The organism is Pseudomonas sp. NMI542_15 (genome assembly GCF_021283425.1).
GTDB lineage: Bacteria > Pseudomonadota > Gammaproteobacteria > Pseudomonadales > Pseudomonadaceae > Aquipseudomonas > Aquipseudomonas fortuita.
The window spans coordinates 67,652-89,302 of record NZ_JAJSRO010000005.1 but is presented as its reverse complement, the minus strand read 5'-3'; the positions used below and the strand labels follow the sequence as shown (position 1 = coordinate 89,302).

General features: G+C 62.3%; 17 protein-coding genes and 1 pseudogene. 13 read left to right on the top strand and 5 right to left on the bottom strand.

The window, feature by feature from the left end:
* The first annotated feature begins 39 nt into the window (after positions 1 to 39).
* The 7 genes from LU684_RS10560 (at position 40) to LU684_RS10530 (ending at position 9,403) form a co-directional block, all read left to right on the top strand.
* A complete protein-coding gene (locus tag LU684_RS10560; protein ID WP_003255700.1) occupies positions 40 to 1,017 on the top strand; it encodes a dipeptidase in 978 nt (325 codons plus the stop codon).
* Between the two features lie 76 nt (positions 1,018 to 1,093).
* Positions 1,094 to 1,624 carry a DUF5943 domain-containing protein gene (locus LU684_RS10555; RefSeq protein ID WP_012316656.1) on the top strand — a complete coding sequence of 177 codons (531 nt, stop codon included), beginning with the start codon at positions 1,094 to 1,096 and terminating at the stop codon, positions 1,622 to 1,624.
* 15 nt (positions 1,625 to 1,639) lie between these two features.
* Positions 1,640 to 3,700 carry a dimethylglycine demethylation protein DgcA gene (dgcA, locus tag LU684_RS10550; protein ID WP_016484521.1) on the top strand — a complete coding sequence of 687 codons (2,061 nt, stop codon included), beginning with the start codon at positions 1,640 to 1,642 and terminating at the stop codon, positions 3,698 to 3,700.
* Positions 3,701 to 3,864: 164 nt separating this feature from the next.
* Positions 3,865 to 5,817, top strand: a complete 1,953-nt coding sequence (dgcB, locus tag LU684_RS10545; RefSeq protein WP_016484522.1) for a dimethylglycine demethylation protein DgcB — start codon at positions 3,865 to 3,867, stop codon at positions 5,815 to 5,817.
* Positions 5,817 to 7,049 (top strand): electron transfer flavoprotein subunit alpha, encoded by a 1,233-nt coding sequence (gene etfA, locus LU684_RS10540; protein WP_232894625.1) that lies wholly within the window; start codon positions 5,817 to 5,819, stop codon positions 7,047 to 7,049. The genes dgcB and etfA overlap by 1 nt, the downstream gene beginning before the upstream one ends.
* Positions 7,050 to 7,059: 10 nt before the next feature.
* Complete coding sequence (gene etfB / locus LU684_RS10535; protein ID WP_232894623.1) at positions 7,060 to 7,830, top strand: electron transfer flavoprotein subunit beta; 771 nt, start codon at positions 7,060 to 7,062, stop codon at positions 7,828 to 7,830.
* 790 nt (positions 7,831 to 8,620) lie between these two features.
* On the top strand, positions 8,621 to 9,403 hold the full coding sequence (locus tag LU684_RS10530; RefSeq protein ID WP_232894622.1) for an RHS repeat-associated core domain-containing protein: 783 nt from the start codon (positions 8,621 to 8,623) through the stop codon (positions 9,401 to 9,403).
* A gap of 78 nt (positions 9,404 to 9,481) precedes the next feature.
* Here the strand turns inward: LU684_RS10530 and gbcA are convergent, their stop codons facing one another.
* Positions 9,482 to 10,774, bottom strand: a complete 1,293-nt coding sequence (gene gbcA, locus LU684_RS10525; protein ID WP_016484527.1) for a glycine-betaine demethylase subunit GbcA — start codon at positions 10,772 to 10,774, stop codon at positions 9,482 to 9,484.
* A 308-nt stretch (positions 10,775 to 11,082) separates the two neighbouring features.
* Here gbcA and gbcB point away from each other — a divergent pair, with 308 nt between their 5' ends.
* A complete protein-coding gene (gbcB, locus tag LU684_RS10520; RefSeq protein WP_016484528.1) occupies positions 11,083 to 12,183 on the top strand; it encodes a glycine-betaine demethylase subunit GbcB in 1,101 nt (366 codons plus the stop codon).
* Positions 12,184 to 12,304: 121 nt separating this feature from the next.
* Here gbcB and LU684_RS10515 read toward each other — a convergent pair whose 3' ends face one another.
* The 3 genes and pseudogenes from LU684_RS10515 to LU684_RS30715 all read right to left on the bottom strand — a co-directional run.
* Complete coding sequence (locus LU684_RS10515; protein ID WP_232894621.1) at positions 12,305 to 12,760, bottom strand: REP-associated tyrosine transposase; 456 nt, start codon at positions 12,758 to 12,760, stop codon at positions 12,305 to 12,307.
* A 408-nt stretch (positions 12,761 to 13,168) separates the two neighbouring features.
* Complete coding sequence (locus tag LU684_RS30720; protein ID WP_404943222.1) at positions 13,169 to 14,032, bottom strand: methyl-accepting chemotaxis protein; 864 nt, start codon at positions 14,030 to 14,032, stop codon at positions 13,169 to 13,171.
* Positions 14,024 to 14,779, bottom strand: a pseudogene (locus tag LU684_RS30715) (MCP four helix bundle domain-containing protein); the annotation flags it as partial. The pseudogene LU684_RS30715 and the gene LU684_RS30720, both read right to left, overlap by 9 nt.
* A 291-nt stretch (positions 14,780 to 15,070) precedes the next feature.
* Here LU684_RS30715 and LU684_RS10505 point away from each other — a divergent pair.
* The 3 genes from LU684_RS10505 to mcpH all read left to right on the top strand — a co-directional run bounded on the left by LU684_RS10505 (position 15,071) and on the right by mcpH (position 17,658).
* Complete coding sequence (locus LU684_RS10505) at positions 15,071 to 15,301, top strand: hypothetical protein (protein ID WP_016484531.1); 231 nt, start codon at positions 15,071 to 15,073, stop codon at positions 15,299 to 15,301.
* Positions 15,298 to 15,600 (top strand): cell division protein ZapA, encoded by a 303-nt coding sequence (locus LU684_RS10500; protein ID WP_016484532.1) that lies wholly within the window; start codon positions 15,298 to 15,300, stop codon positions 15,598 to 15,600. The genes LU684_RS10505 and LU684_RS10500 overlap by 4 nt, the downstream gene beginning before the upstream one ends.
* Positions 15,601 to 15,720: 120 nt before the next feature.
* Positions 15,721 to 17,658 carry a methyl-accepting chemotaxis protein McpH gene (gene mcpH / locus LU684_RS10495; RefSeq protein WP_016484533.1) on the top strand — a complete coding sequence of 646 codons (1,938 nt, stop codon included), beginning with the start codon at positions 15,721 to 15,723 and terminating at the stop codon, positions 17,656 to 17,658.
* A gap of 105 nt (positions 17,659 to 17,763) precedes the next feature.
* On the opposite strand, the gene LU684_RS10490 is transcribed toward mcpH, so the two are convergent.
* Complete coding sequence (locus tag LU684_RS10490) at positions 17,764 to 18,804, bottom strand: threonine aldolase family protein (protein ID WP_016484534.1); 1,041 nt, start codon at positions 18,802 to 18,804, stop codon at positions 17,764 to 17,766.
* A 319-nt stretch (positions 18,805 to 19,123) separates the two neighbouring features.
* On the opposite strand from LU684_RS10490, the gene LU684_RS10485 reads away from it, so the two are divergent.
* Positions 19,124 to 20,377 (top strand): serine hydroxymethyltransferase, encoded by a 1,254-nt coding sequence (locus tag LU684_RS10485; protein WP_210669095.1) that lies wholly within the window; start codon positions 19,124 to 19,126, stop codon positions 20,375 to 20,377.
* A 15-nt stretch (positions 20,378 to 20,392) separates the two neighbouring features.
* Positions 20,393 to 21,643 (top strand): sarcosine oxidase subunit beta family protein, encoded by a 1,251-nt coding sequence (locus LU684_RS10480; protein WP_016484536.1) that lies wholly within the window; start codon positions 20,393 to 20,395, stop codon positions 21,641 to 21,643.
* Positions 21,644 to 21,651: the final 8 nt, after the last annotated feature.

Below are 21,651 nucleotides of genomic sequence, written 5' to 3'. Positions count from 1 at the left end.
AGGTTTGGCGCCAACCATTCAATAAAAGGGGACAGCCTGATGAGCCCAGCCGAACTTCACGCCGACAGCATCGTCATCGACGGCCTGATCATTGCCAAATGGAACCGCGAGCTGTTCGAGGACATGCGCAAAGGCGGGCTGACTGCGGCCAACTGCACGGTGTCGGTCTGGGAAGGGTTCAAGGCTACCGTCGACAACATTGCCTCCAGCCAGAAGCTGATCCGCGACAACAGCGACCTGGTGATGCCGGTGCGCACCACCGCCGACATCCGCAAGGCCAAGGAGCTGGGCAAGACTGGCATCCTGTTCGGCTTCCAGAACGCCCATGCGTTCGAAGACCAGATCGCTTACGTTGACGTGTTCAAGCAGCTGGGCGTGGGCATCGTGCAGATGTGCTACAACACCCAGAACCTGGTGGGCACCGGCTGCTACGAGCGTGACGGCGGGCTGTCGGGCTTCGGCCGCGAAATCGTCGCGGAAATGAACCGCGTCGGCATCATGTGCGACCTGTCCCACGTCGGCTCCAAGACTTCCGAAGAGGTCATCCTCGAATCGAAAAAGCCGGTGTGCTACTCGCACTGCCTGCCATCGGGCCTGAAAGAGCACCCGCGCAACAAGTCGGATGAAGAGCTGAAGTTCATCGCCGACCACGGCGGCTTCGTCGGCGTGACCATGTTCGCGCCGTTCCTGGCCAAAGGCATCGACTCCACCATCGACGACTACGCCGAAGCCATTGAGTACACCATGAACATTGTCGGTGAAGACGCCATCGGTATCGGTACCGACTTCACCCAGGGCCACGGCCAGGACTTCTTCGAGTACCTGACCCACGACAAGGGCTACGCCCGCCGCCTCACCAACTTCGGCAAGATCATCAACCCGCTGGGCATCCGCACCGTGGGCGAATTCCCCAACCTCACCGAAACCTTGCTCAAGCGCGGCCATTCCGAGCGTGTGGTGCGCAAGATCATGGGCGAGAACTGGGTCAACGTCCTCAAGGACGTCTGGGGCGAGTAAGCCGCTCTCCAAGCCTGAAAGCCCCTGCCAGCAACGCCGGGGCACCCACATAAAAATTTTATGGAGTTGAGTTTCCATGGCCAAGATCGCCCCGCAATTGCCAATCGAAGTCGACAGCGAAACCGGTGTCTGGACCAGCGACGCCTTGCCGATGCTGTACGTGCCGCGCCACTTCTTCGTCAACAACCACATGGGCATCGAGGAAGTGCTGGGCGCCGACGCCTATGCCGAGATCCTCTACAAGGCCGGCTACAAGTCCGCCTGGCACTGGTGTGAAAAAGAAGCCGAGTGCCATGGCCTGGAAGGCGTGGCGGTGTTCGAGCACTACATGAAGCGCCTGAGCCAGCGTGGCTGGGGCCTGTTCGAGATCCAGGACATCGACCTGGACAAAGGCACCTGCAGCGTCAAGCTCAAGCACTCGGCGTTCGTGTACGTGTACGGCAAGTGTGGCCGCAAGGTCGACTACATGTTCACCGGCTGGTTCGCCGGCGCAATGGACCAGATTCTCGCTGCCCGCGGCAGCTCGATCCGCACCGTGGCCGAACAGGTCTACGGCGGGTCGGAAGAAGGCCACGAAGATGGCCTGTTCGTTACAAAGCCGTTGTAAGCCGGAGATAGCGTCATGGCATTCGAAGCAATGTTCCAGCCGATCCAGATCGGCAAACTGACCATCCGCAACCGCGTGCTCAGCACCGCGCACGCCGAGGTTTACGCCACTGACGGCGGCATGACCACCGACCGCTATGTGAAGTACTACGAAGAGAAGGCCAAGGGCGGCATCGGCCTGGCGATCTGCGGCGGGTCGTCCGTTGTTGCCATCGACAGCCCGCAGGAATGGTGGGCGTCGGTCAACCTGTCGACCGACCGTATCATCCCGCACTTCCAGAACCTGGCTGACGCCATGCACAAGCATGGCGCCAAGATCATGATCCAGATTACCCACATGGGCCGTCGCTCGCGCTGGGACGGCTTCAACTGGCCGACCCTGATGTCGCCGTCGGGTATCCGTGAACCTGTGCACCGCGCCACCTGCAAGACCATCGAGGTGGAAGAGATCTGGCGCGTCATCGGCAACTACGCGCAGGCCGCGCGGCGTGCCAAAGAGGGCGGCCTGGACGGCGTGGAACTGTCGGCCGTGCACCAGCACATGATCGACCAGTTCTGGAGCCCGCGGGTCAACAAACGTACCGACGAATGGGGCGGCACGTTTGAAGGCCGCATGAAGTTCGGCCTGGAAGTACTGAAAGCGGTGCGCGCCGAAGTGGGTGACGACTTCTGTGTGGGCATGCGTATCTGTGGCGACGAGTTCCACCCTGATGGCCTCAGCCACGAGGACATGAAACAGATCGCCGCGTATTACGACGGCACCGGCATGCTCGACTTCATTGGCGTGGTCGGCTCGGGTTGCGACACCCACAACACCCTGGCCAACGTCATCCCGAACATGAGCTACCCGCCAGAGCCGTTCCTGCACCTGGCGGCCGGCATCAAGGAAGTGGTCAAGGTCCCGGTACTGCACGCGCAGAACATCAAGGACCCGAACCAGGCCACGCGCATTCTTGAAGGCGGCTACGTGGACATGGTCGGCATGACCCGTGCTCACATGGCTGACCCGCACCTGATCGCCAAGATCAAGATGGGCCAGATTGACCAGATCAAACAGTGCGTCGGCGCCAACTACTGCATCGACCGCCAGTACCAGGGCCTGGATGTACTGTGCATCCAGAACGCCGCCACCTCCCGTGAATACATGGGGGTGCCGCACATCATCGAGAAGACCACCGGCGTCAAGCGCAAGGTGGTGGTGGTTGGCGCAGGCCCGGCCGGCATGGAAGCGGCCCGCGTGGCCGCCGAACGTGGCCACGACGTGACCCTGTTCGAGAAAAAAGACCAGATCGGCGGGCAGATCACCATTGCCGCCAAGGCACCGCAGCGTGACCAGATCGCCGGTATTACCCGCTGGTACCAGCTGGAACTGGCGCGCCTGAAAGTGGACCTGCGCCTGGGGACCGCTGCCAGCGTGGACGCCATCCAGGACCTGCGCCCGGACGTGATCGTGCTGGCGGTGGGCGGCCATCCGTTCGTCGAGCAGAACGAGCACTGGGGCGCTGCCGAAGGGCTGGTGGTCAGCAGCTGGGACGTACTCGACGGCAAGGTTGCGCCGGGCAAGAACGTGCTGGTGTACGACACCATTTGTGAATTCACCGGCATGTCGGCAGCAGACTACATTGCCGACAAAGGCAGCCAGGTTGAAATCGTCACCGACGACATCAAGCCGGGCGTGGCCATGGGCGGCACGACCTTCCCGACCTACTACCGCAGCATGTACCCGAAAGAAGTGATCATGACCGGCGACATGATGCTGGAAAAGGTCTACCGCGAAGGCGACAAGCTGGTGGCGGTGCTGGAGAACGAATACACCGGCGCCAAGGAAGAACGCGTGGTCGACCAGGTGGTGATCGAGAACGGCGTGCGGCCTGATGAAGCACTGTACTACGCGCTGAAGGACGGCTCGCGCAACAAGGGCCAGATCGATGTGGAGGCGCTGTTCGCCATCAAGCCGCAGCCGATCCTCAGCCAGCCGGGCGAGGGCTACCTGCTGTACCGGATCGGCGACTGCGTGGCCCAGCGCAACGTGCATGCAGCGATCTACGACGCCTTGCGGCTGTGCAAGGATTTCTGATCCCGCGCGCCTAAACGCCGTAGACCCCTGTGGGAGCGGGCTTGCCCCGCGAATGCGTCAGCACCAACAACGATGTTGTCAGGCCGGACGTCTTCGCGGGACAAGCCCGCTCCCACAAGGGGCATAGCGGCGCAAGAATTCAGCTGTTGTTGTGGGAGCCTCCCATGTTGAACACCCTTCTACCCATCCTGCTGTTCGCTGCCCTTGGCCTGGCAGTGCTCGGCGCCCTGCGCCGGGTGCGCATGTGGCGGCGTGGCCGGGCTTCCAAGGTCGACCTGATCGGCGGCCTGCTGGCCATGCCGCGGCGCTACCTGGTGGACCTGCACCACGTGGTCGAGCGCGATAAGTACATGTCCAAGACCCACGTGGCTACCGCAGGCGGCTTCGTGCTGTCGGCCGCGCTGGCGATTCTGGTGCATGGCTTTGGCCTGCAGAGCAAAATCCTCGGCTACGCGTTACTGGTAGCCACGGTAATCATGTTTACCGGGGCCATCTTTGTCTTCAAGCGCCGCCTCAACCCGCCATCGCGCCTGTCCAAGGGGCCGTGGATGCGCTTGCCGAAGAGCCTGCTGGTATTCGCCGCAAGCTTCTTCATTGCCACCCTGCCGGTCGCCGGCATCCTGCCCGCCAACACGGGCGGCTGGGTGATGGTCGCCGTACTCGGCCTGGGCGTGCTGTGGGGTGTGTCGGAGCTGTTCTTCGGCATGACCTGGGGCGGCCCTATGAAGCACGCCTTCGCCGGTGCCCTGCACCTGGCCTGGCACCGCCGTGCCGAGCGCTTCGGCGGCGGCCGCTCCACCGGTCTCAAGCCGCTGGACCTGGAAGACCCGAACGCGCCGCTGGGCGTGGAAAAGCCGGCGGACTTCACCTGGAACCAGCTGCTGGGCTTCGACGCCTGCGTGCAGTGTGGTAAATGTGAAGCCATGTGCCCGGCCTTTGCTGCCGGCCAGCCGCTGAACCCGAAAAAGCTCATTCAGGACATGGTCATCGGCCTGGCCGGCGGCACGGACGCCCAGTTCGCCGGCAGCCCGTACCCGGGCAAGCCGATCGGTGAGCATGGCGGCCACCCGCACCAGCCGATCGTCAATGGTCTGGTCGACGCCGAAACGCTGTGGTCGTGCACCACTTGCCGTGCCTGCGTCGAGGAATGCCCGATGATGATCGAGCACGTCGATGCCATCGTCGACATGCGCCGCCACCTCACCCTGGAAAAGGGCGCCACCCCGAACAAGGGCGCCGAGGTGCTGGACAACCTGATCGCCACTGACAACCCAGGCGGCTTCGCCCCCGGCGGGCGCATGAACTGGGCAGCCGACCTCAACCTGCAACTGCTGTCGGAGGTGAAAACCACCGACGTGCTGTTCTGGGTTGGCGACGGTGCCTTCGACATGCGCAACCAGCGCACCCTGCGTTCGTTTGTCAAAGTGTTGAAGGCCTCGGGCGTGGACTTTGCCGTGCTCGGCCTGGAAGAACGCGACAGTGGCGACGTTGCCCGCCGCCTGGGCGACGAAGCGACTTTCCAGCAACTGGCCAAACGCAATATCCAGACCCTGGCCAAGTACACGTTCCAGCGCATCGTCACCTGCGACCCGCACAGCTTCCATGTGCTGAAGAACGAGTACGGCGCATTGGGCGGCGACTACCAGGTGCAGCACCACAGCACCTACATGGCCGAACTGATCGCGGCCAACAAGCTCAACCTCGGCCAGCACAAGGGCGGCAGCGTCACCTACCACGACCCTTGCTACCTGGGCCGCTACAACGGTGAGTACGAAGCACCGCGTGAAGTGCTCAAGGCGCTGGGTATCGAAGTGCGCGAGATGCAGCGCTCGGGCTTCCGTTCCCGTTGCTGCGGCGGTGGCGGTGGGGCGCCGATCACTGACATCCCGGGCAAGCAGCGTATCCCCGACATGCGCATGGACGACATCCGTGAGACCGAGGCCGAGCTGGTGGCCGTGGGTTGCCCACAATGCACCGCCATGCTCGAAGGCGTGGTCGAACCGCGCCCGCAGATCAAGGACCTGGCCGAGCTGGTGGCCGACGTGCTGATCGAAGAGGACGCGCCGTCTGCCGCAAAGCCGCAAACGGCCAAACGTGAACCTGCGGAGGTGCACTGATGAGCGACATTATCCGCCGCGACCCACGCGCCGAGTGGATCGCCCGTAACCGCCTGCACCCGCTGCATGCGGCCATGCAGACGCAACAGACCAGCTGGATGGGGCCCAATGGCCTGATCCGCAAGAACCCCCATGCGATTGCCGCAGGCTTCATCGGCCCGGCCGGCATCAAGCGCATCGACCGCAGCGGCGCCCAGCAGGGTACCGGTGTGGGCGGGCGTCGCACGGCGGCGGCAGAGGTCAAGCTGCCGCTGCACCAGGTGCCGGCGCCGGCGTTCTACATCGCCGTGGTGCCGGACATGGTCGGTGGTCGCCTGAGCAGCCACGACCGCGATTTGCTCGGCCTGGCCCACAGCCTGGCCGGCAGTGACGGCGCGGTGCTGGCGGTGGTCTTTAACGAGCACAAGGAAAGCAACTTTTCCACAGCTGGCGTCGACCGCCTGCTGGTCGTCGAGGGCGAGGCCTTCGAGGGTTATGCACCGGAGCAACTGGTGCAGGGCCTGCGGGCTGTGGATAACCAGTTCACCCCGCGCCACTGGTTGCTGCCCGACAGCCGCACCGGTGGCGGCGAACTGGGCCGACGCCTGGGCGCGGCGCTGGGCGAGCGCCCGGCCACGCGGGTGTGGCAGGTCAAGGACGGCCAGTGCATCGGCCGCGCCGGTGCTGGCCAGCAAGACCTGCAACGTGCCGTGCCACGGCTGATCCTGGCGGCCGCCGAGTGCGCGGAGCCGGTCAGCGAAACCCGTCACGAAGCCTTGCCGGTGGAGTTGTCCACACGCGTGGCGCGCAGCCTGTCGCGCATCGAAGACCTGGGCTCGGTGGCCGTGGACCCGGCCACCATTGCCATGGCCGAGGCCGAGTTCATCATCTCGGGCGGCAATGGGGTCAAGGACTGGGACCTGTACCACCAGGCCACCGCAGCCCTTGGCGCCACCGAAGGTGCCTCGCGGGTGGCGGTGGACGACGGCTTCATGCCGCGCAATCGCCAGGTGGGTGCCACTGGTACCTGGGTCACCGCGCGCGTGTACGTGGCTGTGGGTATCTCGGGTGCCATCCAGCACCTGCAGGGCATCGGCGCCTGCGACAAGGTGGTGGCGATCAACATGGACCCGGGCTGCGACATGATCAAACGGGCGGACCTGTCGGTGATTGGCGACAGTTCGGCGATTCTCAAGGCACTGATCGAGGCTGTGGACAACTACCGCAGCGACGGCCAGCGCGACGCGGCATAAGGGCACGAGCATGAGTACGAAAGTGATCAGCCTGGTTTCCATCGGTGCCCACCCAAGCTCCGGGCGCGCCCGCCGCGCCGAGCAGGATGCCCGCGCCGTGGAACTGGGTTTGCAGCTGGCTGGGGATAACTTGCAGGTGGTCCATGCCGGCAACCCACAGGAAGAAGCGCTGCGCGCCTACCTGGGCATGGGCCTGGACCATCTTGACGTGCTGGAGCAGCCGGCCGGTGCCGATGTGCTGGGCGTGCTGGGGGATTACCTGCGCGACGCCGGGGCACAGCTGGTGCTGACCGGTAGCCAGGCCGAGACGGGTGAAGGCTCGGGCATGCTGCCCTTCCTGCTGGCCGAAAAACTTGGCTGGCCGTTGATCGTGGGGCTGGCTGAGGTGGAGTCGATCGAGAACGGCACCGCCCAGGTCTTGCAGGCGTTGCCGCGGGGCCAGCGGCGCCGGCTGAAAGTGCGCCTGCCGTTGCTGGCGACTGTGGATAACGCTGCGCCCAAGCCGCGCCAGAGCGCATTCGGGCCCGCGCGACGGGGTGTGCTGGCTGCGCGTAATGTGGCCATTGTCGAAGATGAGTTGCTGGCCGATGCCGAGTTGCAACCGGCCCGTCCCCGGCCCAAGCGCCTGAAGGTGATCAAGGCCAAGAGCGGTGCGGACCGCATGAAAGCAGCAACGGCAAAGGCCAGTGGCGGCGGTGGCAAGGTGCTGAAGGATGTTTCGCCACAGGAAGGTGCTGAGGCCATCTTCAAGCTGCTGGTGGAAGAGGGCGTGCTGCGCTAAAGCCTTACGCGCTCTTCGGCAAGCCCCCCTCACTCTGTGGGAGCGGGCTTGCCCCGCGAACACCGGCGCAGCCGGTGCCATGCACCGCGTCGCCAGCTTCGCGGGGCAAGCCCGCTCCCACAACCACCCCCTGATCTGTTGCAGGCACATTCCGCCTGTGCATAAGTCCCTCCTTTTCCCATCACACCGCCAGATTTGACGGAAATGGCACAACCATCAGGTGCAACTCTGTTTTGCCCACGGAATCTGTTCGCCAAGGTGTGGATAAAGTGTTGGTGTATGGCTGGGGGCCATATATAACGGGGCTCACAGAGTTTTGATCATAAACTGATCAAATGTGAGCCGGCTCCTCAGCCACAGATATGCGTGCGTCCCGCAGGTTTTGCCCACAATCGCTGTTAGCGGGTTTGTGGATAATCTGTTCGGCGCTACCTGAAAGCCGCGCAGCTCCTGGCTTGTGAGTGATTGATTAAGAAATGATCAAATGGGCATGGATATCTTCAGATTACTGATTTTCAAGGCGTTGAATCGCTTATCCACACCCGACCCGCTGCATGTTCGCGCTTTGTTCACAAACTCTGTTGGTGAGTCTGTGGATAAGGTGTATGGAGTCCTCTGTGGCCCAACAGTTAGGCTGCCTTGCTGGCTTTGATCAAAAAATGAGCAGTCATTCACCTGATATTTATGTCAGTAGCCACACCTTTCATTCACCGCTACGGTATTCCAAACAATTAAAACTTGTGCATAACCTATGGCGGCTCATTTTTTGACGACAGACCGGCAGCGCTCCGTGTTGCCAGGTCTGCACGCTTATTCACCTTACGGCTTCATGAAAACCAGCCCAGCACCGGTGCTGGCTTTTGGTGGCCAGCATCGTGATCCTCTCACGGGCAATTATCCGTTGGGCAATGGCCGTCGCTTCTATGGCCCGACCCTCTTGCGCTTTACGACCTGTGACTCGCTCAGCCCGTTTTCCAAGGGGGGTATCAATGGGTACGCCTACTGTGGCGGAGATCCGGTAAACCGGCATGACCCAAACGGTGCATTCTGGGGCGTCATACTCAGGGGCATTGGCTTGCTCTCCAGCGGTGCCACCTTCTCGGGCGCGACGGTTCGAACAATGAGGAATGTGGTCGGGCGCAGGTCGGCTGCTCGGTTGGCTAACGGCGTGCCCGCTGATTATCAGGAGCTACCGCTTACAGCCAGAATTTCGAACCAGCAGTTCAGTTTGACCGGCGCTTTTGGCGTAGCCGGGCAGGTGGTCGCCGCTGCCAACGGGGTGACCCCAAGCGTTCAGAGCGCTGTGGATCTCATCGCGCTAGGAAATACGGTCACAAATCTGAGCGGTGGTTTGACAGGAAATTTCGCCGCAGCACGTGAAGTAGCCCACTACATGCGGACTTATCCACGTGACACTCACCGGTTATTGGGGAATACGTTCATGGATTTGACGATGTTGGACGAGATGCTCTCTACCGTAGGCCGTGGGTTGGCATATGTAGGCAGAGGATTTGCAGCCGCTGCGAGCTGGATCAGGTCGTTACGATCGGTGCCTCACGATGTCCAGGTATAGGGAAATCTCCGAGCATACGGTTTGCCTGGCGCGCTCACGCTGTTAAGTTCGGAGCGCTGCCAGGCCACCGATGATGGTTTACTGCGCCTTCACCTCTTTCAGGTATGGAGCAGGCTCTGCGCCCAAGTTGGCCAACACGCGGTCGCTGTACCAGTCAATGAAGTTCACCACACCAAACTCGTAAGTCTTCGAGTAAGGCCCAGGCTGGTACGCCGTGGAGTTGATGCCACGCTGGTTCTCTTCCGCCAGGCGGCGGTCCTGGTCGTTGGTAGCGTCCCACACCTTGCGCATGCGCTCCGGGTCGTAATCGACGCCTTCGACCGCATCCTTGTGCACCAGCCACTTGGTGGTGACCATGGTTTCCTGGGCGCTGATCGGCCACACGGTGAACACAATCATGTGGTCGCCCATGCAGTGGTTCCACGAGTGCGGCAGGTGCAGGATGCGCATCGAGCCCAGGTCCGGGTTCTTGATGCGGCCCATCAGCTTCTGGCAGGCCTGTTTGCCGTCCATGGTCATCGATACCGTGCCTTTGAGCAGGGGCATGCGCACGATACGGTTACGCAGGCCATGGCTCTTATGCAGGTACGGGATTTTTTCGGCTTCCCAGGCGGCGGCCGAAGCGGCCACGTGGTCCTTGAATTCCTGGCTGGCGCGCGGGTCGTTGGTGTCGTCCCACTCCAGCAGGGTTTGCAGCAGCTCCGGGTGCGAACCGCTGCAGTGGTAGCACTCGCGGTTGTTTTCCAGCACCAGCTTCCAGTTGGCCTTTTCCATCAAGGTGGTGTGCACCGCCACCTTGGTGTTCTCCATGTCGTACGGTTCCATGTAGTGTTCCAGGGTAGCCAGGAACTCGTCGATGGCAGGCGGGTTTTCTGCCAGGCTGATGAAGATATAGCCACCGGCCACCTTCACATGCACCGGCTTCAGGCCGTACTCCTTCATGTCGAAGTCGGCGCCCATTTCGGTGCCGGCGAACAGCAGGCGGCCGTCCAGTTCATAGGTCCACTGGTGGTAATGGCAGACCAGCTTGGCCACCTTGCCTTTGTCGCTGACGCACAAACGCGAACCACGGTGGCGGCAGACGTTATGGAAGGCGTGCACCTTGCCTTCGGCACCCCGCACCACCAGGATCGGGTTTTTGCCGATCTGCAGGGTGATGTAGTTACCTTTCGCCGGAATTTCGCAAGTCATGCCAGCGATCAACCATTCTTTCTGGAAGATCTCCTGCATGTCGATCTGGAACAGACGCTCGTCGGTGTAGAAAGGCTGGGGCAGCGAGTAGGTGCGCTCGCGGGTCTGCAGCATCTCGGCGGTAGCCTTGCGTGCAGGTTCCAGTGGATCGCCCAGGCTCAGGGTTGCGGTGACGTCCATCGTGTATTCCTCGGGGCCGTGTGCGGCCGGCAAAAGGTGGCTAATCGTTGTTGTTGCCGCAAGGCGGTTATCAGCGGCTTTTTGTTTAAACAGCAGGCATGTTTATTTGCCGTGGAGTGTGCGTCCGAAGACGCCGCGAACCGTATCCATGGGCGACATGGCCGAATTGAATTACGACGCGCCAGCCCTTGTAGCGCGGGGCTGGTCGCGATAAGCACGCCGATGTCGCTGGCAGGAATGTACGTCGCTCTCAGCTTGCGCATTATCCAAGCCATAAAAGGCCCACTAGTCGGCTGCTGGAGATGAACATGTCCGATACCTTCCTCAATCCGGTCACTACCCAGACCTGGGCCAACGGCCGCCACATCGTGCGCTGCGTCAAGGTCATCCAGGAGACCTGGGACGTGCGCACCTTCTGCTTCATGGCCGACCAGCCGATCATGTTCTTCTTCAAGCCCGGGCAGTTCGTCACCCTGGAGCTGGAGATCGAAGGCAAGCCGGTGATGCGTTCCTACACCATTTCCAGTTCGCCGTCGGTGCCCTACAGTTTTTCGATCACAGTGAAGCGCGTGCCGGGTGGCTTGGTGTCCAACTTCTTGCACGACACCATGCACGAAGGCGCCGAACTGCCGGTACACGGCCCGGTGGGGCTGTTCAACGCCATCGACTTCCCGGCGGGCAAGGCGCTGTACCTGTCGGGCGGTGTCGGCATTACGCCGGTCATGTCGATGGCGCGCTGGTTCTATGACACCAACGCCAACGTCGACATGGTGTTCGTGCACAGCGCCCGTTCGCCGAAGGACATCATCTACCATCGCGAGCTGGAACAGATGGCCTCCCGCATCCCCAACTTCAGCCTGCATATCATTTGCGAGAAGCATGGCCTGGGCGAGCCATGGGCGGGGTACCGCGGTTACCTGAATCAGCGACTCATGGAACTGATCGCCCCTGACTACATGGAGCGCGTGGTGTTTTGCTGCGGCCCGACGCCTTATATGACGGCGGTCAAGCGCATGCTCGAAGCCGTCGGTTTCGACATGAAGAATTATCACGAGGAGTCGTTTGGTGCGACGCCGGCCGAGGCCAAGGCCGATGCGGTGGAGCACGCCGAACAGGCGGCCGACGCACCGGAGCTGGATGTATCCGACCTCAACCTGGTGGAGTTCATCGGCAGCGACAAGAGCATCCGCATCGCCCCGGGCGAGACTGTGCATGCGGCCGCAGCCAAGGTTGGCCTGATGATCCCGAAAGCCTGCGGCATGGGTATCTGCGGCACTTGCAAGGTGCTCAAGCTGGGCGGCGAAGTGGAGATGGAGCACAACGGCGGCATCACCGAAGAGGATGAAGCCGAGGGCTATATCCTGTCGTGCTGCAGCGTGCCGAAAGGGGATGTGCGGATCGATTACTGATCCTGTAAAGCCGGGGCTGCGTTACAGCCCATTCGCGGGACGAGCCCGCTCCCACAGGTTTACCCCTGGTCTGAAGGTTTCGGTAAACCTGTGGGAGCGGGCTTGTCCCGCGAAAGGGCCATCAGATCCATACAGCATCCCAATGTGAGTAGTCGCCCGCACGGTCAACCAGCCCGGCTCTTATGGGATTGGCAACGATGTACCTCGCCACGTGCAGCACACTTTCTTTCCGCCGCAAGGCCCGGTTCTGATAGCCCGGCTGCCATATTTTCTTGCGTGACATGCCCCGCTGATAGAGCGCATGACTACTCCGTGATTTGAACCTGCGCATCAAGCAGCTCAACGTGCCACTTTGCAACTCAATCAGCCAATGCACATGGTCGGGCATGACCACCCAGGCCAGGGACCGGCAAAGCCCATCGAGCTCCGCCTGTCTCAGTTGCTGGATCACGCCACGGGCGTAGTTGAATTGAGTGAAGATCTGCTGACGTTCATGAGTGACCGTGGTCAGCAGGTAAAGCCCCCCCGGCTGAGAAAAACGGCCGCGGCGCAGCAGATGGGATTGGGCACAGTCCATGTGGGGTCCCTGATGTGAGATCTGGGACAACACTAGGTGAGATGTCAGTGGCGTGCGGTGTGGAATGTTTTCTGGATGTTGGGTAGCAACGCTGGCCTCTTCGCGGGGCAAGCCCGCTCCCACAGGCTCACCGTACCCTTCAGATCAGCACAGACCCTGGGGGAGGCTCACCGTAGCCCTCACACCAGCCCCGAGCCTCTGGCAGGCTAACAGAATCCCTCAAGCCAGCGCCGAGCCTCTGGCAGGCTAACAGAATCCCTCAAGCCAGCGCCGAGCCTCTGGCAGGCTAGCAGAATCCCTCAAGCCAGCGCCGAGCCTCTGGCAGGCTAACAGAATCCCTAAAGCCAGCGCCGAACCTGTGGGAGCGGGCTTGTCCCGCGAATGGGCCGCACAGCGGCCCCAACATTGTCATGTACGGAACCGTGCCACCAACCCATTCAGGTCCACGGCCAAGCGCGACAGCTCAGCACTCGCCGCACTGGTCTGATGCGCCCCCGTAGCACTCTGCACCGACAGGTCATTGATGTTCACCAGGTTGCGGTCCACTTCCCGCGCCACTTGTGCCTGCTCTTCCGCCGCGCTGGCGATCACCAGGTTACGCTCGTTGATCTGTGCCACCGCCCCGGCAATGGTGTCCAACGCCAAGCCAGCACCGCGGGCGATGTTCAGCGTCGACTCGGCGCGTTCAGTGCTGGTGCGCATCGACTCCACTGCCTCTTCCGTGCCGCCTTGAATGCTGCCAATCATCCGTTCGATCTCGCTGGTCGACTGCTGGGTACGGTGCGCCAGCGCACGCACTTCATCCGCTACCACGGCAAAGCCACGGCCCGCTTCGCCGGCGCGCGCCGCCTCAATGGCAGCATTGAGCGCCAGCAGGTTGGTCTGGTCGGCCAGGCCGCGGATCACGTCGAGTACCTTGCCAATGTCGCGCGACTGTTCGGCCAGGTGCGTGATCAGTTTTGCTGTGGCCTGCACGTCACCGCTCATGCGCTCGATGGCGCCCACCGTCTCCATCACCAAGTCACGACCGTCGCCAGTGGAACGGCTGGCTTCACTGGATGCCTCTGAGGTACTCACGGCATTTCGCGCCACTTCCTCCACCGCGCTGGTCATTTCAGTCACGGCAGTGGCGGCTTGTTCAATTTCGTTGTTCTGCTGTTGCAGGCCACGGGCACTTTCGTCGGTGACGGCGTTCAATTCTTCGGCCGCCGAGGCCAGCTGGGTGGCGGAGCCGGCGATCTGCTGCAGGGTGTCGCGTAGCTTGTCTTGCATGCGGGCCATGGCACGCAGCAGGCGGGCGGCTTCGTCGGTGCCTTCGGCGCGGATGATGTGGGTCAGGTCACCGTCGGCGACCTGCTCGGCGCATTTGAGCGCCTCATCAATCGGCTTGACGATGCTGCGGGTCAACAAAAGGGCGCACGCGAATGTCAGCACGGTAGCGGCAACCAGCAGGCCGATCACCAGGGTGAAGGCAGTGTCGTACTGGCTGGCGGCCTTCTCGTTGGTGGAACGGGTCTGTTCGGTGTTGATACGCACCAGGGTTTCCATGACCTTGTTGATTTGCTCGGAGTTGGCCAGCAGGTCGCGGTTGAGCAGGTCGCGCAGTTCGTCGACGCGGCCGGCCTGGCTCAGGCTGCGCATGCGCGATTCCAGCTGGCGGTACTGGTTGAGCAACTGGCCGTACTGGTCGAACGCCGCCTGTTCATCACCGGCGGCGATCATCGGCAAATAGGCCTGGCGCGCACGGTCGATCTGGCTGTTGCGCTGGTCTAGCAGGTTGAGGGTATCGCTTTGGATGGCAGGCTCGCGGTTGATCAGCAGTCGATAGGACAGGGTGCGCATGCGCAGGTTGAGCGCGGTGATTTCGTCGAGGATCTTGATGCTGGGCACGTTGACTTGCTCGATGGCCACGCCCGCCTGGCGAATGTTGCCCATTTGCACCAGTGAGAAGATACCAAGGCCGAGCATCAGCAGGCCGATGAGCGCGAAGCCGAGCAGCGCGCGCGGGGCGATATTCATGTTGCGTAGAGACATGGAGGGGAAGATCCAGGCAAGGGATAAAGAGTGCGCGAAGTGCGACAAAACATGACTTGCCGGGCTATCGGTCGTGACTGGCCAGTCTTGAGCGCGCCCCGCTAAATTTGTGAGCGCGCTAACCTTTTCCTGACCGGCGGTTGACCCAGGTCGGAACAAGGGGGTGATTACCCTGTCAATCTGCGGGCCAGACACCTTGTGAATCCGATTTTTAATGGCGATGGGCCGCGCTTTTCTTTATCGTGTGCGCCCCTCGCAACAACCTGAGATAGACCCATGCTGGAAGCTTCCCTGAATCAAATCGAGCAACTGGTCAGCGACCTGATGCAGAAGAACGCTCAACTCACCGAGCAGAACACCGCCCTTGGCACGCAATTGGCCCAGGCCAAGGAAGAAAACGAAACCCTGCAGCTGTCGCTGATGGAGCAGGAAGAGAAGAACGGCAGCACCGCCGCCCGCCTGCAGGCCCTGGTTGATCGCGCCAGCGCTGGCGTTGCTGGCGCATGAGATTGCAAGAGCAGCCGGTCAATGTCGTGTCGATTCTCGGCATCGACTATTCGATCAAGGCGCCCGAAGGCCAGGAAGAAACCCTGGCCCAGGCGGTGCGGATGCTCAACACCGCCCTGAACGAAACCAAGCGTCAGTACCCGACCCTGATCGGTGACAAATTGCTGGTGCTGGCTGCCCTTAACCTGTGCTCCAAACAGGTTGAACTGCAGAAAGAACATCAGCAGACCCTTGCGCGTACCCAGGCGCAGATCGACGCCACGGTGGACGCCATCGTGCGGACCATTGCAGAGTCCTGATCGATAGCTGGGGCGCTTTGCGCCCCAAAGCCCCAACTCATTGTTCCAGGTCACTGGATTAACTGGATACGCAAGTGTATACACTTCTCGCAAAACAATAATGTGCGGGGGAGTAGGGGCATGCGTATCTGGCGTAAAAGCATCCAGTGGCAGTTGATCACCAGCATGGGCGCAGCCCTGTTGGCCAGCATCCTGGTGGTGGTCATCATCTTCACCGTGGCGCTCAACCGCCTCACCGACCGCTACCTGGTCGACACTGCCCTGCCTGCCAGTGTCGAGGCCATCCGCAATGACATCGAGCGCATGCTCGGCCAGCCACTGGTGGCTGCGGCGGACATTGCCGGCAACACGCTGCTGCGCGACTGGCTGGCTGCCGGTGAAGACCCCGCCCAGGCTGCGGCATTCATCGAATACCTGGGCGCCGCCAAACAGCGCAACCGCGCCTTCACCACCTTGTTTGCCTCGACCGAAACCGGCCATTACTACAACGAAAATGGCCTGGACCGTACCCTCAGCCGCAGCAACCCCAAGGACAAGTGGTTCTACGGCTACATCGACAGCGGCGCCGAGCGGTTTATCAACATCGACATCGACGGAGCCACTGGGGAGCTGGCGCTGTTCATCGATTATCGCGTGGAAAAGGCTGGCAAGCTGGTGGGCGTGGCCGGCATGGGCCTGCGCATGACCGAGCTGTCGAAGCTGATTCACGACTTCAGCTTTGGCGAGCATGGCAAGGTCTTTCTGGTACGTAACGATGGCCTGATCCAGGTGCACCCGGACGCTGCCTTCAGTGGCAAGCGCCAGCTCACCGAGCAACTCGGTACGGACGCTGCCAAGGCTGTAATGACGGGCGGCGAAGGCCTGCGCAGCAGCCGCTTCAGCCGTGACGGTGAACGGTATCTGGCACTCGGCCTGCCCCTGCGCGACCTTGACTGGACCTTGGTGGCCGAGGTGCCGGAGTCGGAAATCTACGCGCAAATGCATCAGGCGGTATGGCTGACCAGCCTGATCGGTGGCGGTGTGGCCCTGGTGTCGCTGCTGCTGGTGGTGCTGCTGGCGCGCGGCCTGGTGCGGCCTATCCGCCGCGTTACCGCTGCGCTGGTGCAGATTGGCAGTGGCGCAGGCGACCTTAGCCACCGCCTGGATGACTCGCGCCAGGATGAGCTGGGTGACCTGGCCCGGGGTTTCAACCGCTTTCTCGACAGCCAGCGCAGCCTGATTGGCGAGGTTTTGCACACCTCCGAACGGCTGCATCGTGCGGTTGAGCAGGTAACCCAAGTGGTGGACAACACGGCCGAGCGCTCAGGGCGGCAACAGGAAATGACCGAAATGGTTGCCACTGCCGTGCACGAAATGGGCCTGACGGTGCAGGACATTGCCCGCAATGCGGGTGATGCGGCGCAGGCCTCGCAGTCGGCACGGGATGAAGCCTTGCAGGCGCGTGAGGTGGTACGGCGTTCGATTCAGGGCATCGAGGGCATGTCGGGCGACATCGTCAAGGCAGCCGATGCCGTCAGCCAGCTGGCCAACGAAGTCGCCTCTATTGATGAAGTTCTCGCGGTGATCCGCAGCATTTCCGAACAAACCAACCTGCTGGCGCTGAACGCAGCCATCGAGGCGGCGCGGGCCGGGGAGATGGGGCGCGGGTTTGCTGTGGTGGCCGACGAGGTGCGAACGCTGGCGCGACGTACGCAACTGTCCACCGACGAAGTGCAGCAGATGATCCAGCGCCTGAAGCAGGGCGCGGGTTCGGCGGTGAGCTCGATGCAGGCGGGGCAGCAGGCGACCGGCAGTGGCGTTGAATCAAGCCAGCGTACCGGGGCGTCGTTGGGCGCGATTACCGACCAGGTGGAACACATCAGCGACATGAACCATCAGGTGGCCACGGCGACCGAAGAGCAGTCAGCGGTGACCGAAGAGATCAACCGCACGGTGCAGGGGATTTCTGACCTGGCCCGGGAGACGGCGGCGGAAGTTCAGGGCTGCCGTGAAGAGTGCCAGGCGTTGCGTGGCTTGGCTGATGACCTGGCGCGGCAGATGGGTGGGTTCAGGCTTTAGATCGGTGTGGGCTTCAACGCCGGCAAGCCAGCTCCTACAGGATCACCACAGGCCTGAGCCTTGTGTGGTCCATATGGGGGCTGGCTTGCCAGCGATTGGGGCCTGTCAGGCGGTGATGATACTGCGGATATCCGCTGCCAGTTCGCGCACCCGCTCTTGCTCGGTATCCCAGGAACACATGAACCGTGCCCCGCCGCTGCCGATAAAGGTATAGAACCTCCACCCCTTGCCGCGCAGCGCTTCAATCGCAGGCTCCGGCATTTGCAGGAACACCCCGTTGGCCTCCACCGGGAACATCAGCTCCACCCCCGGCAAGTCACTCACCAACGATGCCAGCAACTGCGCGCAATGGTTGGCGTGGTTGCCATGGCGCAACCAGGCGCCATCTTCCAGCAGCCCCACCCATGGCGCAGACAGGAAGCGCATTTTCGACGCCAGTTGACCGGCCTGCTTGCAGCGGTAATCGAAGTCTTCGGCCAGTTGGCGGTTGAAGAACAGGATTGCTTCACCCACCGCCATGCCGTTCTTGGTGCCGCCGAAGCACAATACATCCACACCGGCCTTCCAGGTCAGCTCGGCCGGGCTGCAGCCCAGGAATGCGCAGGCATTGGTAAAGCGCGCGCCGTCCATGTGCAGGTTCAGCCCCAGCTCCTTGCAGGTCGCGCTGATCGCCTTCAGCTCGTCGGGGCGGTACACGGTGCCCACTTCTGTGGCCTGGGTAATGGTCACGACCCGCGGCTTGGGGTAGTGGATGTCCTGGCGCTTCAGCGCCACTTCGCGGATGGACTCTGGCGTCAGCTTGCCGTCGACGCTGGCGGCCGTCAGCAGCTTGGAGCCGTTGGAAAAGAACTCCGGCGCGCCGCATTCGTCGGTTTCGACGTGGGCGGTCTCGGAGCAAATGACGCTGTGGTAGCTCTGGCACAGCGAGGCCAGGGCCAGGGAGTTGGCGGCGGTGCCGTTGAAGGCGAAAAATACCTCGCAGTCGGTTTCAAACAGGTTGCGGAAGTATTCCGAGGCGCGCTCGGTCCATTGATCGTCGCCATAGGCGCGGTCGTGGCCGTGGTTGGCCTTTTCCATCGCCGCCCAGGCTTCGGGGCAGATACCGGAATAGTTGTCGCTGGCGAATTGTTGGCTCTTATCTGTCATGACACGGTCCTGTGAACGACGCAGAACAGCACTCTAAACCATCGATTCAGCGGTTGCCTATACAAGCTGCTTTCAGTGGGATCTGCGTCGGCCTCTTCGGGGGGCAAGCCCGCTCCCACAATGGCCATGCATACAGCAATCATTGTGGGAGCGGGCTTGCCCCGCGAAGAGGCCGGCAGCATCAACCCAAAGGCAATGTCGTAAACGCGCCATTGCAAGGCGTGCGCAGGCATCTGACCCGACCCCGCCAGTCATACCATCGCCACAAAGGGCCACAGTGCCCCACGACAAAAAAACGATCGCTGCCGGGAGATACACGATGTTCAGCAAGCAAGACCAGATCCAGGGTTACGACGACGCACTGCTGGCGGCGATGAATGCCGAGGAACAGCGCCAGGAAGATCACATCGAGTTGATCGCCTCGGAGAACTACACCAGCAAGCGCGTCATGCAGGCCCAAGGCAGCGGCCTGACCAACAAGTACGCCGAAGGCTACCCGGGCAAGCGCTACTACGGTGGCTGCGAGCACGTGGACAAAGTAGAAGCCCTGGCCATCGAGCGCGCCAAGCAGCTGTTCGGTGCCGACTACGCCAACGTACAGCCGCACTCCGGCTCGTCGGCCAATGGCGCCGTCTACCTGGCCCTGCTGCAGGCCGGTGACACCATCCTCGGCATGAGCCTGGCCCACGGTGGCCACCTGACCCACGGCGCCAAAGTGTCGTCCTCGGGCAAGCTCTATAACGCAGTGCAGTACGGCATCAACACCGGCACCGGCCTGATCGACTACGACGAAGTCGAGCGCCTCGCGGTCGAGCACAAGCCGAAAATGATCGTTGCCGGTTTCTCGGCCTACTCCAAGACCCTCGACTTCCCACGCTTCCGCGCCATTGCCGACAAGGTGGGTGCGCTGCTGTTCGTCGACATGGCCCACGTAGCCGGCCTGGTTGCCGCTGGCCTGTACCCGAACCCGATCCCGTTCGCCGATGTGGTTACCACCACCACCCACAAGACCCTGCGCGGCCCTCGCGGCGGTCTGATCCTGGCCAAGTCGAACGAAGAGATCGAGAAGAAGCTGAACGCCGCTGTATTCCCGGGTGCCCAAGGCGGCCCGCTGATGCACGTGATTGCCGCCAAGGCCGTGTGCTTCAAGGAAGCGCTGGAGCCTGGCTTCAAGGCCTACCAGCAACAAGTGATCGAAAACGCCCAGGCCATGGCCCAGGTGTTCATCGACCGCGGCTACGACGTGGTGTCCGGTGGCACCGACAACCACCTGTTCCTGGTCAGCCTGATCCGCCAGGGCCTCACTGGCAAAGATGCCGACGCCGCCCTGGGCCGCGCGCACATCACCGTCAACAAGAACGCCGTGCCGAACGACCCACAGTCGCCGTTCGTCACCTCGGGCCTGCGCATCGGCACCCCGGCCGTCACCACCCGCGGCTTCAAGGTTGCGCAGTGCGTGGCCCTGGCCGGCTGGATCTGCGACATCCTCGACAACCTCGGTGACGCAGACGTCGAAGCCGATGTGGCGAAGAACGTCGCGGCGCTGTGCGCAGACTTCCCTGTTTACCGCTGAGTGGAGTAAACGACCATGCAACGCTACTCGGGCTTCGGCCTCTTCAAACACTCCCTCAGCCACCACGAAAACTGGCAGCGCATGTGGCGCACGCCCACCCCTAAAAAGGTGTACGACGTGGTTATCGTCGGCGGTGGCGGCCATGGCCTGGCCACGGCCTACTACCTGGCCAAAGAGCACGGCATCACCAACGTTGCCGTGATCGAGAAAGGTTACCTGGGCGGCGGCAACACCGCCCGTAACACCACCATCGTGCGTTCCAACTACCTGTGGGATGAGTCGGCGCAGTTGTACGAGCACGCCATGAAGCTGTGGGAAGGCCTGTCCCAGGACATCAACTACAACGTGATGTTCTCCCAGCGCGGCGTCTACAACCTGTGCCACACCTTGCAGGACATTCGTGACTCCGAGCGCCGCGTCAGCGCCAACCGCCTCAACGGCGTCGATGGCGAGCTGCTGAACACCGCCCAGGTCGCGGCCGAAATCCCGTACCTGGACTGCTCGAAGAACACCCGCTACCCGATCCTTGGCGCAACCGTTCAGCGCCGTGGTGGCGTGGCCCGCCACGACGCCGTGGCCTGGGGCTATGCCCGCGCTGCCGACGCCCTGGGTGTGGACCTGATCCAGCAGACCGAAGTGATCGGTTTCCGCAAGGAAAACGGCGCGGTCATTGGTGTGGAAACCAACAAAGGCTTCATCGGCGCCAAACGCGTCGGCGTGGTCACCGCCGGTAACTCCGGGCACATGGCCAAGCTGGCCGGCTTCCGCCTGCCGCTGGAATCGCACCCGCTGCAAGCGCTGGTATCCGAGCCGATCAAGCCGATCATCGACAGCGTGATCATGTCCAATGCCGTGCACGGCTACATCAGCCAGTCCGACAAGGGCGACCTGGTAATCGGTGCCGGTATCGACGGCTGGGTCGGCTACGGCCAGCGCGGCTCGTACCCGGTGATCGAGCACACCCTGCAGGCCATCGTCGAGATGTTCCCCAACCTCTCGCGCGTGCGCATGAACCGCCAGTGGGGCGGCATCGTCGACACCTCGCCGGACGCCTGCCCGATCATCACCAAGACCCCGGTCAAGAACATGTTCTTCAACTGCGGTTGGGGTACTGGCGGCTTCAAGGCGACCCCCGGTTCGGGCAACGTCTTTGCCGCGAGCCTGGCCAAGGGCGAAATGCACCCGCTGGCCGCGCCGTTCTCCATGGACCGTTTCTACAACGGCGCACTGATCGACGAACACGGCGCCGCCGCCGTCGCCCACTAACCGGAGAC